Source organism: Nocardia sp. NPDC059177, from assembly GCF_042755165.1.
Classification (GTDB): Bacteria; Actinomycetota; Actinomycetes; order Mycobacteriales; family Mycobacteriaceae; genus Nocardia.
Genome location: NZ_JBHZBX010000001.1, coordinates 41,260 through 58,507 on the forward strand (window position 1 = coordinate 41,260; position 17,248 = coordinate 58,507).

At 69.0% G+C, this 17,248-nt stretch carries 14 protein-coding genes; 4 read left to right on the top strand and 10 right to left on the bottom strand.

Features of this window, described 5'->3' with window-relative positions:
* Position 1: 1 nt before the first annotated feature.
* From smc to ACFXK0_RS00265, 10 genes are all read right to left on the bottom strand, one after another.
* Positions 2 to 3,640, bottom strand: a complete 3,639-nt coding sequence (gene smc, locus ACFXK0_RS00220; RefSeq protein ID WP_379407414.1) for a chromosome segregation protein SMC — start codon at positions 3,638 to 3,640, stop codon at positions 2 to 4.
* Between the two features lie 170 nt (positions 3,641 to 3,810).
* Positions 3,811 to 4,314, bottom strand: a complete 504-nt coding sequence (locus ACFXK0_RS00225; protein WP_379407415.1) for a DUF1707 domain-containing protein — start codon at positions 4,312 to 4,314, stop codon at positions 3,811 to 3,813.
* Positions 4,315 to 4,399: 85 nt separating this feature from the next.
* Positions 4,400 to 4,855 (bottom strand): DUF350 domain-containing protein, encoded by a 456-nt coding sequence (locus ACFXK0_RS00230; protein ID WP_379407416.1) that lies wholly within the window; start codon positions 4,853 to 4,855, stop codon positions 4,400 to 4,402.
* A 29-nt stretch (positions 4,856 to 4,884) separates the two neighbouring features.
* Positions 4,885 to 6,048 (bottom strand): glutathionylspermidine synthase family protein, encoded by a 1,164-nt coding sequence (locus ACFXK0_RS00235; RefSeq protein ID WP_379407417.1) that lies wholly within the window; start codon positions 6,046 to 6,048, stop codon positions 4,885 to 4,887.
* Positions 6,048 to 6,746, bottom strand: coding sequence for a hypothetical protein (locus ACFXK0_RS00240; RefSeq protein ID WP_379407418.1), 699 nt, complete (start codon positions 6,744 to 6,746; stop codon positions 6,048 to 6,050). Before ACFXK0_RS00240 ends, ACFXK0_RS00235 begins: the two co-directional genes overlap by 1 nt.
* Before the next feature lie 31 nt (positions 6,747 to 6,777).
* Positions 6,778 to 7,083 carry an acylphosphatase gene (locus tag ACFXK0_RS00245; protein WP_379407419.1) on the bottom strand — a complete coding sequence of 102 codons (306 nt, stop codon included), beginning with the start codon at positions 7,081 to 7,083 and terminating at the stop codon, positions 6,778 to 6,780.
* Positions 7,080 to 7,517, bottom strand: a complete 438-nt coding sequence (locus ACFXK0_RS00250; protein WP_379407420.1) for an OsmC family protein — start codon at positions 7,515 to 7,517, stop codon at positions 7,080 to 7,082. Before ACFXK0_RS00250 ends, ACFXK0_RS00245 begins: the two co-directional genes overlap by 4 nt.
* 150 nt (positions 7,518 to 7,667) lie before the next feature.
* Positions 7,668 to 8,339: a response regulator gene (locus ACFXK0_RS00255; protein WP_379407422.1), complete on the bottom strand. Its 672-nt coding sequence runs from the start codon at positions 8,337 to 8,339 to the stop codon at positions 7,668 to 7,670.
* A 115-nt stretch (positions 8,340 to 8,454) separates the two neighbouring features.
* Positions 8,455 to 10,971, bottom strand: a complete 2,517-nt coding sequence (locus ACFXK0_RS00260; RefSeq protein WP_379407423.1) for an ATP-binding protein — start codon at positions 10,969 to 10,971, stop codon at positions 8,455 to 8,457.
* A complete protein-coding gene (locus ACFXK0_RS00265; RefSeq protein WP_379407425.1) occupies positions 10,968 to 11,123 on the bottom strand; it encodes a hypothetical protein in 156 nt (51 codons plus the stop codon). The genes ACFXK0_RS00260 and ACFXK0_RS00265 overlap by 4 nt, the downstream gene beginning before the upstream one ends.
* Positions 11,124 to 11,574: 451 nt before the next feature.
* Here ACFXK0_RS00265 and kdpA point away from each other — a divergent pair, with 451 nt between their 5' ends.
* From kdpA to ACFXK0_RS00285, 4 genes are all read left to right on the top strand, one after another.
* Complete coding sequence (kdpA, locus tag ACFXK0_RS00270) at positions 11,575 to 13,245, top strand: potassium-transporting ATPase subunit KdpA (protein WP_379407426.1); 1,671 nt, start codon at positions 11,575 to 11,577, stop codon at positions 13,243 to 13,245.
* Position 13,246: 1 nt separating this feature from the next.
* Entirely contained in the window at positions 13,247 to 15,394 is a 2,148-nt protein-coding gene (gene kdpB / locus ACFXK0_RS00275; RefSeq protein ID WP_379407427.1) for a potassium-transporting ATPase subunit KdpB, read from the top strand.
* Position 15,395: 1 nt separating this feature from the next.
* Complete coding sequence (locus tag ACFXK0_RS00280; protein WP_379407428.1) at positions 15,396 to 16,265, top strand: potassium-transporting ATPase subunit C; 870 nt, start codon at positions 15,396 to 15,398, stop codon at positions 16,263 to 16,265.
* Positions 16,266 to 16,427: 162 nt separating this feature from the next.
* The gene (locus tag ACFXK0_RS00285) at positions 16,428 to 17,246 is read left to right on the top strand and encodes an FHA domain-containing protein (protein WP_379407430.1); all 819 of its coding nucleotides are present in this window, start codon (positions 16,428 to 16,430) and stop codon (positions 17,244 to 17,246) included.
* The last annotated feature ends 2 nt before the right edge of the window (positions 17,247 to 17,248 follow it).

Below are 17,248 nucleotides of genomic sequence, written 5' to 3' on the forward strand. Positions count from 1 at the left end.
CTCAGCCGGCGGGCACCCCGACCGATTCCGGCTCGGCTGGGGTTGCGGTGTCGGCGCGGTTCAGCCGTTGGGAGATCACCTGGGTGATGCCGTCGCCGCGCATGCTCACGCCGTAGAGGGCGTCGGCGATCTCCATGGTGGGCTTCTGGTGGGTGATCACGATCAGCTGGCTCTTCTCCCGCAACTGCTCGAACAGGCCGATCAGCCGGCGCAGGTTGGTGTCGTCGAGCGCCGCCTCGACCTCGTCCATCACATAGAACGGGGACGGGCGGGCCCGGAAGATGGCGACCAGCAGCGCCACCGCGGTCAGTGACTTCTCGCCGCCGGAGAGCAGCGAGAGCCGCTTGACCTTCTTGCCCGGCGGCCGCGCCTCCACCTCGATACCGGTGGTGAGCATGTCGGACGGGTCGGTGAGCACCAGCCTGCCCTCACCGCCGGGGAACAGTTTCGCGAAGACGCCGACGAACTCGCGTTCCACATCGGCGTAGGCCTCGGTGAACACCTGCAGGATGCGCGCGTCCACCTCGGCGACCACATCGAGGAGATCCTTGCGGGCGTTCTTGACGTCCTCGAGCTGGGTGGCCAGGAAGTTGTAGCGTTCCTCGAGCGCCGCGAACTCTTCCAGCGCAAGGGGATTCACCTTGCCGAGGGTGGTGAGATCCTTCTCGGCGCGCTTGGCGCGGCGCTCCTGGGTGGCCCGGTCGTACGGCATCGGCTGCGGCGCGCTGACCTGTTCACCGCGCTCTTTGGCGTCCTCGTACTCCTGCAGTTCCAATGCCGAGGGCGGCAGCGCGACATCCGGACCATATTCGGCGACGAGGTCGGCCAGGGCGATGCCGAACTGCTCGGCGATGGTGGTCTCCAGCTGCTCGATCCGCAGGGCCGCTTGGGCTTTGGCGACCTCGTCGCGGTGCACGGCGTCGGTGAGCTGGGCCAGCTGGGTGGTCAGCACCCTGGCGCGTTCCTTCACCTGTTCGAGCGCGGCGGCGCATTCGCCCCGGCGGCGGACCAGTTCGTCGCGGCGCGCGGCCGCGGCGGCGACGACCTGTTCGAGTTCGTGCGCGATCTTGGCGCCGGAGTCGGCGACCGCGGCCGCCACCGCGGCGGCCCGGCGGCGCGCGGCCTGGGCGCGTTCGGCGCGGGCGCGGGTCTCACGTTCGGCGCGGGCGGCCCGGCGCAGCGAATCCGCTTTGCCGCGCACCGATTCCGCGCGTTCCTCGGCGGTACGCACCGTCAGCCTGGCTTCGACCTCCATGGTGCGGGCCTCGGCCAGCGCGGCCGCGGCCTCCTCCCGGGCGCGGCCGGCGGTCTCGGTGCTCGCGGCGCCGTAGCTGTCGTCGCTGCCGTCGTGTTCGATCTCGGCGTGCCGCAGCCGGTCCTCCAGCTCGGCGAGCGAGGCCAGGGACTTCTCCCGGGCGGCCTCGGCCTCGGCGCGCTGACCGGCGAGCCGTTCGCCCTCGGTCTGGGCCGCGCGCGCCGTCTGGCCGACGCGGGCGAGACGGTCGTAGATCGCCAGCAGTGCCTGGTCGGATTCGTGCAGCGCCATCAGCGCGTGGTCGGCGGCGTCCTTGCGGTCGGTCTGCTCGGCCAGCGCACCGGCCAGCGCCGCTTCCAGCTCTTCGGCCCGGCGCTGCGCGGCCACCAGTTCCGCGGTGGCGGCATCGATGTCGGCCTGCACCTCGAGCTGGCTCGGCATCCGCTCCGAGCCGCCCACGATCCAGCCGGAACCGGCCAGATCGCCGTCGCGGGTGACCACCCGCAGTTCCGGACGCAGCGCGACGAGTTCGGTGGCGGCGGCCAGATCCTCGACCACCGCCACCCCGGCGGTGAGCGCCGCCAGCGCGGGACGCACCTGGTCGGCGCCGTCGAGCACCTCGGCCAGCCAGGTCGCCCCGGCGGGCAGCGCGGTGGGCGCGGCGGGCACCGTGCCAGTGGTCTCGAAGACGAAGGCCACCCGGCCACCGTCACCGGAGCGCAGTTCCCGCACGGCCGCGTCGGCGGCGGTGGCGGACTCGGCGGTGACGGCGTCGGCGAGCGGGCCGAGCAGCGCGGCGACCGCGGCCTCGAAACCGGCGCGCACCCGCAGCTCCCCGGACAGCCGGCCGCCGAGCCCGGTGACGCCGTGTTCGAGCAGCCAGGCCGCGCCGTCCTTGCGGGCCAGGTTCATGCCGAGCGCCTCGATGCGCGCGCCGAGGCGGGCGACCAGTTTGCTCGCCTCCCGGTCCTGTTCGCGCAGTTCACGCACCCGTTCGTCGGCCAGGTCCAGAGCGGCGACCGCGTGCTCGTGCTGGGCGTCGAGGCCCTTCTCCCCCGCGTCGAGGTCACCGAGCTCGTCCTGCACGGCGTCGTACTCGACCTGCGCGGACTCACCTCGATGCCGGGCATCGGCGATGGCGACCGAGAGCCGCGCGATCTCGGCATCCACGGACTGGGCCCGGGTCCGCAGGGTGTCGACCTGGCCGGAAAGCCGGGCCAGGCCCTCACGCCGGTCGGCGATGGCCCGGACGGCGGCCAGATGCGCCTGCTCGGCGGCCTTGGCGGCGTGCTCCCGCTCGGCAAGTGCCTCGCGGGCGGCCTCCAGGGTCTCGGCGGCCATCTCGACGGCGTAGCGCAGCTCGGCTTCCTCGGCCTCGATCCGGTCGGCCTCGGCCTCGAGCTGCTCGGGATCACGGCCGGTGCCCACCGGAGTCTCGGTATCGAGGTGGCGGGCACGGTCACCGGCGATCCGGATGGTGGCATTGACCCGCTCGGCCAGCGCCGAGAGCTGGAACCAGGTCTGCGCGGCGGCGTCGGCGCTGGGACTCAGCTTGGCCAGCTGGAACTCCTGCTGGGCCAGCGCGGCATTGGCGGCGTCGAGCTCGGACTGCACGGTGATCTGCTGCTCGCGCGCGTATGCCTCCTTGCTGAGCTGGGACTCCAGCTCACCGCGGCGGGTCACCAGGTCGTCGGCGGCCAGCCGCAACCGGGCATCACGCAGATCGGCCTGCACGGTCTGCGCGCGCCGCGCCACCTCGGCCTGCCTGCCCAGCGGCTTGAGCTGGCGGCGCAGTTCGGTGGTGAGATCGGTGAGCCGGGCGAGATTGGCCTGCATCGCGTCGAGCTTGCGGACCGCCTTCTCCTTGCGCCGACGGTGCTTGAGCACACCAGCGGCCTCTTCGACGAAGGCGCGACGATCCTCCGGACGCGACTCCAGGATCGCCGAGAGCTGCCCCTGACCGACGATGACGTGCATCTCGCGCCCGATACCGGAATCGGAGAGCAGTTCCTGCACATCCATCAACCGGCAGCTGCTGCCGTTGATCTCGTACTCGCCCGCACCGTCACGGAACATGCGCCGGGTGATCGACACCTCGGCGTAGTCGATCGGCAGCGCGCCGTCGGAATTGTCGATGGTCAACGTCACCTCGGCGCGCCCGAGCGGGGCCCGCCCGCTGGTCCCGGCGAAGATGACGTCCTGCATCTTGCCGCCCCGCAATGCCTTCGCGCCCTGTTCACCCATCACCCAGGTGAGCGCGTCGACGACATTGGACTTGCCGGACCCGTTCGGGCCGACGACGCAGGTGATGCCCGGTTCGAACCGCAGGGTGGTCGCGGAGGCGAAGGACTTGAAACCCTTCAACGTCAGGCTCTTCAGGTGCAAGCTGTGCCCCTCTCCGCGAATCTGGCCGGACCTGGGCGCGGGCAGGACAGAACACGCGGTCGGCGGTGGTCGGGTCGGGCCGGGTTAGCCGGCCGATGACCCGTGTGCTCGCGTGAGCCTAACCGAAGACGGTGACACCACCGTCCCGCCTGGCTGCGATTCGGCCCGGGTCAGTGCGGATCGCGCGGACCGAGGTGTTTGCCGTGCGGGTCGAGGTGGTTCATGTGCTTCTGCATCTGGCGTAGGTGGGTCTGGGTGCCGGGGGTGGCTTCCCAGCCGGTGATGACGCGGAAGAGCAGGACCGCGCCCCAGGGGCCGATCACCCACATGGGCCAGAAATAGGTGAGTTCGCCTGCGGTCAGGCTGATCAGGCCCCAGATGACGACCACGATGACGCTGACACCGGCCCAGCTGCCTGCCTCGATGCGCTGCCAGACCGGGATCCGCTTGCCGGGCTTGCGGGCCGGGGTGGCGGGGTCCTGCTGCGGCTTCAGCGGCGGCAGGTCGGACAGGACGACGGCGAGCTGATCGCGGGTGGTCGTCTCGTACACCTTGGCGACGCGCTGGTCGTATTCGGCGAGGTCGAGCCTGCCGTCGGCCAGATGCGTGCCCAGCTGGGCGACGATCGCGTTGCGTTCGGCGTCGGACGCGCGTGTACCCGGGGTGATATCCATGCCGACGTCCTCTCGGTCACCATCACAGTGGACTACTGAATTCCAGCGTCCACCCTCCACTGTGCGATGTCAACTCTCGCAGTGGTCAGAGAATCGCGAACGCCACCACGAGACCGAGCGCGAAGTGCGCGGCGGCCACCACGAGCACCTCGGGGGTGTAGGTGTCCGCGTGCAGCGTGCGGCCGATGTCGATGCCGGTGACCTTCTCGATGACGCGCACCGACACCACCTGGGCGATGATGCCGACCAGGCCGTACACGATCGCCGCGATCAGCCCCTCCGACAGCTTGTTCACCCCGCCGGTGGCCAGCACCGCGAACACGACGATGAACGCCATGCTGATCATGCCCGCGGCCGAGACGATCAGTGCGTTGGGCTTGCCCGCGACCACCAGATCACGCAGCTTGCCCGGGGTGGTCAGGTCGATGGCGAAGAAGCCGATCAGCATCAGCGCCAGGCCGATCAGGCAGTACAGGATGATGGCGCCGACGCCTTCACCGAGTGCACTCCAATAGCCCGATTCGAGGGCGAGGGCGGTCATCGTGGTCCTTTCGAAAAAGTGGTGGGTGGTCAGTCGACGATGCGGTGCGGCACGAAGGCCGCGCCGTCATCGGTGATCAGGCCCGCGGTCTCGCGGATGCCGAGCCCGGCGGCGGTGTCGCCGACGACCCAGGCGCCCAGCACCGGGCGCATGCCGTCGAATTCCGGGAGCGGGTCGAGCAGCTGGTAGACGAAGCCCTCGTGGCCGTACACGCCACCGGTGGCGGTCTCCATGCCCGCGCCGACGATGGTCATGTTCGCGCCCTCACGCCCGAGCTTGGGTTTGCGGATGTACTCGGTGAGTTCGTGCGGGTCGTCGAGGTAGGCGGGCAGCAGATTGGGGTGGCCGGGGTACATCTCCCACAGGATCGCCAGGATCGCCTTGTTGCTCAGCAGCGTCGTCCACAGCGGTTCCACCCAGGCGGTGGCCGGCAGGCTCGCCACCACGCGCTTGCCGAAATCGTCGTCGAGGATCCACTCCCAGGGATACAGCTTGAAAACCGCCTCGATCGGCGCCTCGGCGAGATCGACGAACCGGTCGAGCTCGATGTCGAAACCGACCTCCTCGATCGGCAGCGCGACGGTGTCGAAGCCGGCCTCGGCCGCGGTCTCCTGCATGTACGCGGTGGTGACATTGTCCTCACCGGTCGCGTCCGCGCCCGACCAGGTGAAGTGCAGTTCGGTGCCGGGCAGCACGCCGCGCAGCTCGGTCCAGCGTTCCACCAGCTTCTCGTGCAGCGAATTCCATTGGTCGCCCCCGGGATACACCTGCTGGAGCCAATGCCACTGGATGATCGCGGCCTCGAGCAGCGAGGTGGGGGTGTCGGCGTTGTACTCGAGCAGCTTGGCCGGGCGGCGCGCGTCGTAGCGCAGATCGAAGCGACCGTAGACGTACGGGTCGCTGCGCCGCCAGGATTCGGTGATCGGGCCCCAACTCCATTCCGGCAGACCGAAATCGGCGAAGCGTTCGGTGAGCACCACGTGCTCGGCCGCGTGCAGGCACATCGACTGCAGCAGTTCCACATCGGCTTCCAGCGCGAGGATCTCGTCCATCGAGAACTCGTAGTGCACCGATTCGTCCCAGTACGGACGCGGCTGGCCACTGGCATCCCGCCCGGGTACGCCGTAGACCAGGCCCTGGCTCTCGATGATCTGCTGCCAGCCGGGGCGCGGCGTATTCGTCGCGCGCCGCATCAGGATCCGCTCCCGCCGGTGGACTTGCTGCCCAGGCCGCCGCGCTGGATGGTGGTGCCGGACTTGGTCTTGATCTCGGCGTTGCGGGGCTTCACCGAACTGCCGCCGCTGGGCGGTTTGCCGATGGTGGAGCTGCCGCCGTAGTGGTAGCGGTACTGCGGCCAGCCCAGCAGGATCAGGCTGCCGCCGCCACCGTGGCTGGTGTCGCCGCGGAAGTTGGTTTTGCCGTCGCCGCAGTACTCGTCGGCCACGACGACCTCGTTGCCGTTCTCATCGATCTGCACGCACGACGCGGTGACCTGTTCGGGTGCGGCGATCGCCCGGTAGGCCAGATACCCACCGCCGACGAGCGCGGCGACACCGACGACGGCGACACCGCCCATCATCACGCGTTTCCTGGTGCGCCGCTTGGCGTCCTCGGCCTCGGCGGCGGCGCGCTGGGCCTGTTCGGCCTGCTTGCGCGCCTTGTCCCTGGCCCGCGCCTCGGCCACGGTCGGCGGACGCGGCTGCGTGCTGCCCGGTTCCTGGCGTTCCATCCGGCCCTGGCGCGGCGGCTCGGCGGCGGGCGGTTCGGGCGGCTGCTGCGGCATCGGCGGCCAGCCTGCGCCGGGATCCGGTGGCGTCCACGGCGACTGCCCGGTCCCGCCGTCGTCGGGTTGTCCCGGCTGATCGGGCGGACCAGGGTTCTGTGTGCTCACCGCTGCCGCCCCCTAGCCCCCGAAGTCACCACTAGCGCTCCTCGAATCCGGTCATGTCGCCCCGCGCGGGCTCCCAGCTTTCCACAACCAGGTCGACCCGGCCAGGCGGTGGGGTGCCCGCGCGATCGGCCACTGCGCCGGACCGTAGCAGCTCCAGGAGTTTCTCGCCCGCCGTTCGGCTGCCTTCGGCGACGATGTGCACCCGCCCGTCGCGATGGTTGCGGGCATAGCCGACCAGGCCGAGTTCCAGTGCGCGCGAACGCGTCCACCACCGGAAACCGACACCCTGAATGTAGCCGTGTACCCAGGCGCTGAGCCGAACCGGCGCGTCGCTCATGCGTCGATCTGGAAGTTCAGGCTCACCTTGGTGCCCGCCTTCAGCGTGCGGCCCACAGTGCACACCTTGTCGACGGCGCGCTGCACGGTGACCAGCAGGCGCTCGCGGGCGGCCTCGTCGAGCTCGGACAGGTCCAGCTCCATGATCTCGTCGAGCTGCGGGTACACCTCGTTCTCGCGATCGGCGTCGCCGGAGACGCGGACGGTCGCGTCGAAGTCGTCGCCGAGGCGGCGCGACAGCGGCAGATCCGAGCTCAGTCCGGTGCAGGCGGCCAGTGCGATCTTCATCAGCTCACCGGGGGTGAAGGCACCTTCGACGCCCTGCGAGGCGATCAGCACCTCGGCGCCGCGCGAGCTGCGCCCGGTGTAGGCCCGGGTTCCGGTGCGCTCGACCCAGAGTTCGGTCGGTGCGGTGGTCACGTTCTGCTCAGCCATGTCCTTGATCCTGGCATGACCGCCTCCCCGCGATTCATGCCGCCCGCTATCAATCGCTACCGATCCGCCCCGGTCCTGCGTTTCTCATCGCTCGAGTTCTGGGCGTACCCGACGAGTTACCCATGTGCTGACGAAATCAGCGGCCGGCTTTCATTCCTGGAAGCGGTACCCCATGCCCGCTTCGGTCAGCAGGTGGCGGGGGTGGGCCGGGTCGTCTTCGAGTTTGCGGCGCAACTGCGCGAGATAGACACGCAGGTAATGGGTTTCGGTGACGTAGGACGGGCCCCATACCTCTTGCAGGAGTTCCTTGCGGCCGACCAGCTTGCCGCGGTGGCGCACCAGCATCTCGAGCATGCCCCATTCGGTCGGGGTCAGGTGCACCGGTGCGCCGTTCTTGGTGACCTTCTTGGCCACCAGATCGACGGTGAACGACGCCGTCTCCACCACCGGATCCACCGCCTCCACCGCCGCGGCGCCACGCCGGACTGCCGCACGCAGCCGGGCCAGCAGTTCGTCCATGCCGAACGGCTTGGTGACGTAGTCGTCGGCGCCCGCATCCAGCGCCTCGACCTTGTCGGCGGAATCGGTGCGCGCCGACAGCACCAGCACCGGCGCCGTGGTCCAGCCGCGCAACCCCGCGAGCACCTCGATCCCGTCCATATCGGGCAGCCCGAGGTCGAGGATGATCACATCGGGGTGTTTCTCGGCGGCGGCGCGCAGGGCGGCCGCGCCGTTGCCTGCGGTGATCACCTCGTAGCCGCGCACCGACAGATTGATCCGCAGCGCGCGCACGATCTGCGGTTCGTCATCCACCACCAGCACTGTTCCGCCTCTCCGCGATTTCTGGCCAGGCTCGGGTGCGGGGTCCGTCGGGCGGGCGGCCGGCGGTCCTGGAGGTGGGGTGCGGTCGCCCGTACCCGGCGAGTTACCCATGTGCTCACTTTCCTCGGTGGTCTGGTGGAGGTGCCGGTGTCCCCGAGGGTAGGTCGACGAGCATCGTCAGGCCGCCGCCCGGCGTCGGTTCGGCATGCACCGTTCCGCCCATCGCCTCGACGAAGCCGCGCACCACCGACAAACCGAGGCCTACGCCGGTGGTGTTGTCGTGGTCGCCGAGGCGCTGGAAGGGTTCGAACAGCTGCTCCTCGGTGCCGGCGGGGACGCCGGGGCCGAGGTCGACGACCGCGATCGACACCCGATCGCGGTCCCGTTCGGCGGTGACCCGCACCGGCGTCTCGCGACCGCCGTGGCGCAGGGCGTTGTCGATCAGATTGGCCAGTACCCGCTCGAGCAGGCCACCGTCGGCGCGCACCGACACCTCACCGACCTGCACCTGCACCCGGTCCATCGCCGCGCGCCGCAGCCCACGGGCGCCCATCCCGACGCTGACCAGCGCGCGATGCACCGTCTCGTCCAGATAGGCCCGGCGCAGCTGGGGCGTGACCACGCCGACGGCCAGACGGGAGGAGTCGAGCAGGTTGCCGACCAGCGCGGTCAGCTGGTCGACGGACTCCTCGATCGCCTCCAGCAGTTCGCCGGTGTCCTCGGCGGAGAACTCGATGTCGTCGCTGCGCAGGCTCGACACCGCCGCCTTCGCACCGGCCAGCGGAGTCCGCAGATCATGGCTGACCGCCGAGAGCAGTGCCCGGCGCAACCGGTCGGCTTCGAGCAGCGCCGCCGCCGCGCTCGCCTCCTCGGCCAGCGCCGCCTGGCGGACCAGCCCCACCGCCTGATTGGCGACCGCGTTGAGCACCGGGCGGTCGGCGGCGTCGATCGAGCGGCCGGCCAGCAGCAGCTGACTGCGCGCGTCGCCTGCCTCGATCACGGTCCCCGCGTCCGAGGTCCGGTGCGGCGGCTCGGCGCCCACCGCGGCGACCACCTGATCACCGCTGCGCAGACTCACCGCGCGCTGGCCGTAGACCTCACGCACCTGCTCGAGCAGGTTCGGCAGGTCGGCGCCGTGCAGTACCGAGCCGGCGAACATGGTCAGCAGTTCGGCCTCGCGCGAGGCCTTGCGCGCCTGCCTGGTCCGTTTCGCCGCCACGTCGACCAGCGCCGCGACCGCCACCGCCACGATCAGCAACACCACCACGGTGACGAAGTTGTCCGGCTCGGCGATGGTGAAACTGAAGCGTGGATCGGTGAAATACCAGTTCAGCAGCAGTCCCGACAGCAATGCCGACAGCCCGGCCGGCACCACGCCGCCGAACAGCGCCACCGCGACGACACCGACGAAGAACATGGCGCTGAGCCCGCCCAGTTGCAGCCAGCGGTCGAGCAGCAGCCCGCAGGCCAGGCTCACCAGCACCGGCACGACCACCGCGGCCAGCCAGGCCAGGATCGGCCGGCGCGGGCGCAGCCAGTGCGCGCGCACCCCGCGATTGGCTTCCTCGTGGGTCACCATGTGCACGTCGATCTTGCCCGAGCGCTGCACCACGGTGGCGCCGATGCCCTCGTCGAGGATCCGCGCCCAGCGCGAGCGCCGCGAGGTGCCGAGCACCAGCTGGGTGGCGTTGACCTCGCGCGCGAAATCGAGCAGGGCGGTGGGCACGTCGTCGCCGGTGACGGTGTGCAGTGAGGCGTCCAGACCGGCAGCCAGCGCGCGCAGGGTGGCCATCCGCTCGGTGGACACTCCGGCCAGCCCGTCGCCGCGCACCACGTGCACCACGACCAGATCGGCGCTGGACTTGGAGGCGATCCGCCCGGCCCGGCGCACCACCGTCTCCGATTCGCGCCCACCGGTCACCGCGACGACCACGCGTTCGCGCGCCTCCCACAGCTCGGTGATCTTGTGTTCGGCACGGTATTTCGCCAGCGCGGCGTCGACCTGGTCGGCCAGCCACAGCAGCGCCAGTTCGCGCAGCGCGGTCAGGTTGCCGGGGCGGAAGTAGTTGCGCAGCGCGGCGTCGACCTTGTCGGCTGCGTAGACGTTGCCGTGGGAGAGCCTGCGCCGCAATGCTTCCGGCGTGAGGTCGACCAGTTCCACCTGATCGGCGGCACGGACCACCGCGTCCGGCACGGTCTCGCGCTGCTCGATGCCGGTGATCTGCGCGACCACGTCGTTGAGGCTCTCCAGGTGCTGCACGTTCACCGTCGAGATGACGTCGATGCCCGCGTCGAGCAGCTGCTCGACATCCTGCCAGCGCTTCTCGTGCACGCTGCCTGGCGCATTGGTGTGCGCGAGTTCGTCGACGAGCACCACCGCGGGTTTGCGGGCCAGCACCGCGTCGACATCGAGCTCGGGCAGTTCGGTACCCCGGTAGGTGATCAGCTTCGGCGCGATCCGCTCGAGGCCATCCAGCAGCTCGGCGGTCTTCTTGCGGCCGTGCGTCTCCACCACGGCCGCCACCACATCGCGACCGCGTTCGGACCGCCGGTGCGCTTCGCCGAGCATGGCGTAGGTCTTGCCCACGCCCGGCGCCGCACCGAGGTAGATGCGCAGCTGTCCGCGTTTCACTGATCCATCATCGCGGGTCGGCGCTGCGGAACCGGCGCCCGCACCGGCAACACACCGACGGTCACCATCGGCGCGTGCGAGGCATTGAGCCGATTCAGCACCCGGAGCAGCAGCAGTGATCCGACGAAACCGGCGATCACCGCAAGAGTCACCACAGACACCGCGATCTCACTTTCCCTACATCCAGTGGCGGCAGGCTCGCCGGCCGGTGCCCATTGTCGCCACGCCGCGCTGCCCTGAACTCGATCTTTACGGTGCTTTGACGGTTATCCGGCCTGCTTTGACGACATCCGCACAGCCGGACAGCGGCCCGGCGTCAACATTCCGCCAAGACCGGGCCACCCGGCGCTAAGGAGTCGTAAGGAACCAGCGCCGCGCCGCGAAACAGCGCTTCACTCGCTGTAGCGCTTCACCGCGGAGCGCAAGGAGGTCGGAAATGTCTGTCGTGGTGTTCACGGTGCTCACCGTGGCGATCTTCGCCCTGCTGGGCCTGATCCAGCGAGGGGTGGAGAAGCTGTGATCGCGAACCTCGTCGGTCTCGTACTGGCTGTTCTCGTCGCCGTGTTCATGGTCGCGGCGCTGCTCTTCCCCGAGAGGTTCTAGGTGAACACGACAACAGCGGGGATCGTCTTCGTGGCGGCCCTGGTCATCACACTGGCCTTGGTGCATGTGCCGCTCGGCGACTACATGTACCGGGTCTACAGCAGCGACAAGCACTCCCGCGCCGAGCGGCTGATCTACCGCGCCATCGGCGCGAAACCCGAGGTCGAACAGACCTGGCCGGTCTATGCCCGCAGCGTGCTGGCGTTCTCGGCGGTCGGCATCCTGTTCCTGTTCTTCTTCCAGCTGGTGCAGGGCGCGCTGCCGCTGCACCTGAACGATCCCGGCACCGAGATGACCCCGGCGCTGGCCTGGAACACCGCGGTCAGTTTCGTCACCAACACGAACTGGCAGAACTATTCCGGTGAGTCGACCCAGGGTCACCTGGTGCAGATGGCCGGGCTGGCGGTGCAGAATTTCGTCTCCGCGGCCGTCGGTATGGCGGTGGCGGTGGCGCTGGTGCGCGGGTTCGCCCGCCGTCATACCGGCGAGCTCGGCAACTTCTGGGTCGATCTGGTGCGCGGTACCCTGCGCATCCTGCTGCCGATCGCGTTCGTCTTCGCGATCATCCTGGTCGCGGGCGGTGTCATCCAGAACTTCCACCTGCACGATCAGGTCGCCCAGACTCTCGGTGGCGCCCAGCAGACCCTGACCGGCGGCCCGGTCGCCAGCCAGGAGGTCATCAAGGAACTCGGCACCAACGGTGGCGGCTTCTACAACGCCAACTCCGCGCATCCGTTCGAGAACGCGAGCACCTGGACGAATTTCCTGGAGATCTTCCTGCTGATGGTGATCGCCTTCTCGCTGCCGCGCACCTTCGGCCGGATGGTGGGCAGCACCAAGCAGGGCTACGCGATCGTGGCGGTGATGGGCACGATCGCGCTGGCCAGTATCACCCTGATCAACCTGTTCCAGCTGCAGCACCACGGCACCGTGCCGACCGCGATCGGCGCGTCCATGGAAGGTGTGGAAACCCGTTTCGGCGTGGCGAATTCGGCCACCTTCGCCGGCGCGACGACCCTCACCTCGACCGGTGCGGTGAACTCGTTCCACGATTCCTACACCAGCCTCGGCGGCCTGATGACGATGTTCAACATGCAGCTGGGCGAGGTGGCGCCCGGCGGCGTCGGCTCCGGTCTGTACGGCATGCTCATCCTCGCCGTGATCACGGTGTTCGTGGCGGGCCTGATGGTCGGCCGCACTCCGGAGTACCTCGGCAAGAAGATCACCCCGCGCGAAATCAAGCTGGCCGCTTCCTATTTCCTGGTGAGTCCGCTCATCGTGCTGGTCGGTACCGCCGTCGCCATGGCATTGCCCGGCCAGCGGGCGAGCATGCTCAACAGCGGCCCGCACGGTCTCTCGGAAGTGCTGTACGCCTTCACCTCCGCGGCCAACAACAACGGTTCCGCCTTCGCCGGACTCACCGGCAATACCGAGTGGTTCAATACCGCGCTCGGCCTGGCGATGGTGTTCGGCCGGTTCCTGCCGATCATCTTCGTGCTGGCCCTGGCCGGTTCACTGGCCCAGCAGGGCACCACTCCCGCCTCGATCGGCACGCTGCCGACGCACCGGCCGCAGTTCGTCGGCATGGTCGTCGGTGTGACGGTGATCCTGGTCGCGCTCACCTTCCTGCCCGCCCTCGCGCTCGGGCCGCTCGCCGAAGGAATCCACTGAGATGACAAGTTCCACCCTCGAAACACCGGCCGCACCCCGGCCCGAACACCGGACCAAGGGCGTTCAGAAGGGCGTCCTGGATCCGAAACTGCTGCTCACCTCACTTCCTGTCGCACTGCGCAAACTTGACCCGCGCACGCTGTGGAAGAACCCCGTGATGCTGATCGTGGAGATCGGCGCGGTGTGGTCGACCATCCTCGCTATCGCCGATCCGAGCTTCTTCGCCTGGGCGATCGTGGTGTGGCTGTGGCTGACCGTAGTGTTCGCCAACCTGGCCGAGGCCGTCGCCGAAGGGCGCGGCAAAGCCCAGGCCGACACCCTGCGAAAGGCCAAGACCGACACCGTCGCTCGCCGCCTGGCCGACTGGACGCCCGGCGGCCGCGTCGTCGAGGAGCGGGTCGCCGCGACCGAACTGCGCCGCGGTGACCACGTCGTGGTCGAGGCGGGCCAGGTCATCCCCGGTGACGGCGACGTCGTCGAAGGCATCGCCTCGGTGGACGAATCGGCCATCACCGGCGAATCCGCCCCGGTCATCCGCGAATCCGGCGGCGACCGGTCGGCCATCACCGGCGGCACCACGGTGCTCTCGGACCGGATCGTCGTCGAGATCACCCAGGAGCCCGGCGCCAGCTTCATCGACAAGATGATCGCGCTCGTCGAAGGCGCCAGCCGCCAGAAGACACCGAACGAGATCGCGCTCAATATCCTCCTCGCAGCGCTGACGATCATCTTCGTCTTCGCGGTCACCACGTTGCAGCCCCTGGCGATCTTCGCCAAGTCGAACAACCCCGGCGTGCCGGACACGTCGGCGCTCGACGCGCACGGCATCACCGGCATCGTGCTGGTCTCGCTGCTGGTCTGCCTCATCCCGACCACCATCGGCGCGCTGCTCTCGGCCATCGGCATCGCCGGCATGGACCGCCTGGTGCAGCGCAATGTGCTGGCCATGTCGGGTCGCGCGGTGGAAGCCGCGGGCGATGTGAACACGCTGCTGCTCGACAAGACCGGCACCATCACCCTCGGCAACCGGCAGGCGGCCGAATTCGTCCCGATGCCGGGCATTCCCGACGACGAACTCGCCGACGCGGCGCAGCTGTCGAGCCTGGCCGACGAGACGCCGGAGGGGCGCTCGATCGTCGTGTTCGCCAAGCAGACGTTCAACAAACGCGAACGCAGCGCGGGCGAGCTGCCCGGCGCCACCTGGGTGGAGTTCACCGCGCAGACCCGCATGTCGGGTGTCGACCTCGCCGACGGGCACCAGCTGCGCAAGGGGGCAGCCGGTGCGGTGACGGAATGGGTTCGCGCCCAGGGTGGTTCGGTTCCCGAGCAGGCGGCGGTGATCGTCGACGGCATCTCGGCCTCGGGCGGCACCCCGCTGGTGGTCGGTGAGGTCAAGGACGGCACCCCGCGGCTGCTCGGCGTCATCCATCTCAAGGACGTCGTCAAACAGGGCATGCGGGAACGCTTCGACGAGATGCGCCGCATGGGCATCCGCACGGTGATGATCACCGGCGACAACCCGTTGACCGCCAAAGCGATCGCCGACGAAGCCGGCGTCGACGACTTCCTCGCCGAAGCGACCCCGGAGGACAAGCTCGCCCTGATCAAGTCCGAACAGGACGGCGGCCGCCTGGTCGCCATGACCGGTGACGGCACCAACGACGCCCCTGCCTTGGCCCAGGCCGATGTGGGCGTGGCGATGAACACCGGCACCTCGGCCGCCAAAGAGGCGGGCAATATGGTCGATCTGGACTCGGACCCGACCAAGCTGATCGAGATCGTCGAGATCGGCAAGCAGCTGCTGATCACCCGTGGCGCGCTCACCACGTTCTCCATCGCCAACGACATCGCCAAGTACTTCGCGATCATTCCCGCGTTGTTCGTGGCACTGTTCCCCGGCCTGGACGCGCTGAACATCATGCGCCTGGCCAGCCCGCAGTCGGCGATCCTGTCCGCGGTCGTCTTCAACGCGATCGTCATCGTGGCGCTCATCCCCCTGGCCCTGCGCGGTGTCGACTACCGGCCGAGCAATGCCTCGACTCTGTTGAGCCGCAACCTCACGATCTACGGCCTGGGCGGCATCATCGCGCCGTTCCTCGGCATCAAGCTCATCGACCTGCTCGTCCAACTCCTCCCCGGGATGTCCTGAAATGCGTATGTCAACCTGGATCCGCCAGCACCTGGCCGCCCTGCGCGCCCTGCTCGTGCTGACCGTGATCACCGGAATCGTGTACCCCGTCGCGGTGTTCGCGGTCGCGCAACTGCCCGGGCTCAACGAGAAGGCCGACGGCTCGCTCATCGAACGCGACGGAGAACTGGTGGGCTCCAGCCTGATCGGGCAGTCGTTCACCGACGCCGACGGCAACGCCCTCACCCAGTACTTCCAGAGCCGCCCGTCCGCGGCCGGTGACGGCTACGACCCACTGTCCACCGCCGCGAGCAACCTCGGCCCGGAAGACATCGTCGACACCGCCACCCGCACCAGCCTGCTCACCACCGTGTGCACACGCTCGAAGGAGGTCGGCGACCGTGAGGGGGTCGACGGCACCCGGCAGTTCTGCACGAAAGACGGCGTGGGCGCGGTGCTCTCGGTAATCGGCCCCCGCGATGCCGACGGCGAGGTGTCGCGGCCGGTGCAGGTGGTCAGCGTCAACGAACTGTGCCCGGCACCACCGTTCCTGAGCACCTTCCGTGGGGTCGCCGTGGAATGCGCGCGCGAGGGCGAGGACTACTCGGTGGGCCGGATCATCCCGATCCTCGGTGGTGCCCCCACAGAGCCGGCCGTACCCGCCGACGCGGTGACCGCCAGCGGCAGCGGACTCGACCCGCACATCTCCCCCGAGTACGCGGCCATCCAGGTCGCCCGGGTGGCGCGCACCCGCGGCATCACCGCCGACCAGGTCACCGCCCTGGTCGCCGCCCACACCGCCGGCCGCACCCTCGGCTTCCTCGGTGAGCCACGGGTGAACGTCGTCGAACTCAATCTCGACCTGGACGAACACTTCCCATTCCAGGCCTGACCGACCTGCGCTGGGGCCGGATCCCTCCCGGATCCGGCCCCACGCGACGGTGCTACGCAGCGCCCGGCGGGCCGCAACGCGGCTCGATGTCCGTTTTGTGAGGGCTCACGAGGACGCTCCGATACCGTTCGGGTCGGCGGTTTCGACGGAAGGGGCGATGCTATGGCCAGCGACGGTTTTCTGCCGCAGGCGTTGTCGAGTTCGATGCGGAGTTTGGCGGGTGGAGTCCCACCCGCGCCGCTCGGCACGATCTTCGTACTGGGGACCGACGGCGGCTTCGCCGTCCCGCCGAGGGAATTCACCATGTACTTCGGCAGATCCGCGGACGACGTCCATATACCCGTCGGGGTCTGTGACGAGCGTGTCAGCCGTAGACACGGCGCCTTCGAGTACGACGGGCAACAGTGGCGGATCAGCAACTTGGGGCAGCTGCCGATCGAGTTTCCCGGCGAGGCGCTGCTGCTGAACGGCCAGCAGAGGGCTATCGAACCCGGCTACACCCCGATGTTCATCGGATCCAGGAAGGGACGGTCGCATCTGCTGGAGGTTCATGTGGTCCGTGCCCACACCGAGAATTCCACCGAACGACAGCACAGCCGCACCGTGCCGCCGAAGGCGTATCCCTTGAGCACGGATGAGAAATTGGTTCTGACCGCCCTCGCTCAACGGTATCTGCGCCAGGAACGCTTCCCGCAGCCCCTGTCGTGGCGGCAGGTGGCCGAAGAGCTGAACAGCCGCCCGGATGAGCGGATGTGGTCGCCCAGGACTGCGTCCTACATCGTCGAGGTGGTGCGAAACCGGCTGGCGATCGGCCCCGATCCGATCGATGGGATCCGGACCGAGGACGGAATCGGTGAACCTGTCGGTAATACCTTGAGCCACAATCTCATACAGGCTTTGCTACGATCTGCGACACTGGCAGCGGCAGACCTCCGAATGCTCGACAACACCCTCGACGACGACTCGGCTGAGCTGGTGTGACG

Bases quoted from the DNA above. Each gene is read 5' to 3' on its own strand.
- ACFXK0_RS00225 (WP_379407415.1), bottom strand. From the start codon at position 4,314: ATGGATATCACCCCGGGTACACGCGCGTCCGACGCCGAACGCAACGCG.
- ACFXK0_RS00230 (WP_379407416.1), bottom strand. From the start codon at position 4,855: ATGACCGCCCTCGCCCTCGAATCGGGCTATTGGAGTGCACTCGGTGAA.
- ACFXK0_RS00235 (WP_379407417.1), bottom strand. From the start codon at position 6,048: ATGCGGCGCGCGACGAATACGCCGCGCCCCGGCTGGCAGCAGATCATC.
- ACFXK0_RS00245 (WP_379407419.1), bottom strand. From the start codon at position 7,083: ATGAGCGACGCGCCGGTTCGGCTCAGCGCCTGGGTACACGGCTACATT.
- ACFXK0_RS00250 (WP_379407420.1), bottom strand. From the start codon at position 7,517: ATGGCTGAGCAGAACGTGACCACCGCACCGACCGAACTCTGGGTCGAG.
- kdpB (WP_379407427.1), top strand. From the start codon at position 13,247: ATGACAAGTTCCACCCTCGAAACACCGGCCGCACCCCGGCCCGAACAC.
- ACFXK0_RS00280 (WP_379407428.1), top strand. From the start codon at position 15,396: ATGCGTATGTCAACCTGGATCCGCCAGCACCTGGCCGCCCTGCGCGCC.
- ACFXK0_RS00285 (WP_379407430.1), top strand. From the start codon at position 16,428: ATGGCCAGCGACGGTTTTCTGCCGCAGGCGTTGTCGAGTTCGATGCGG.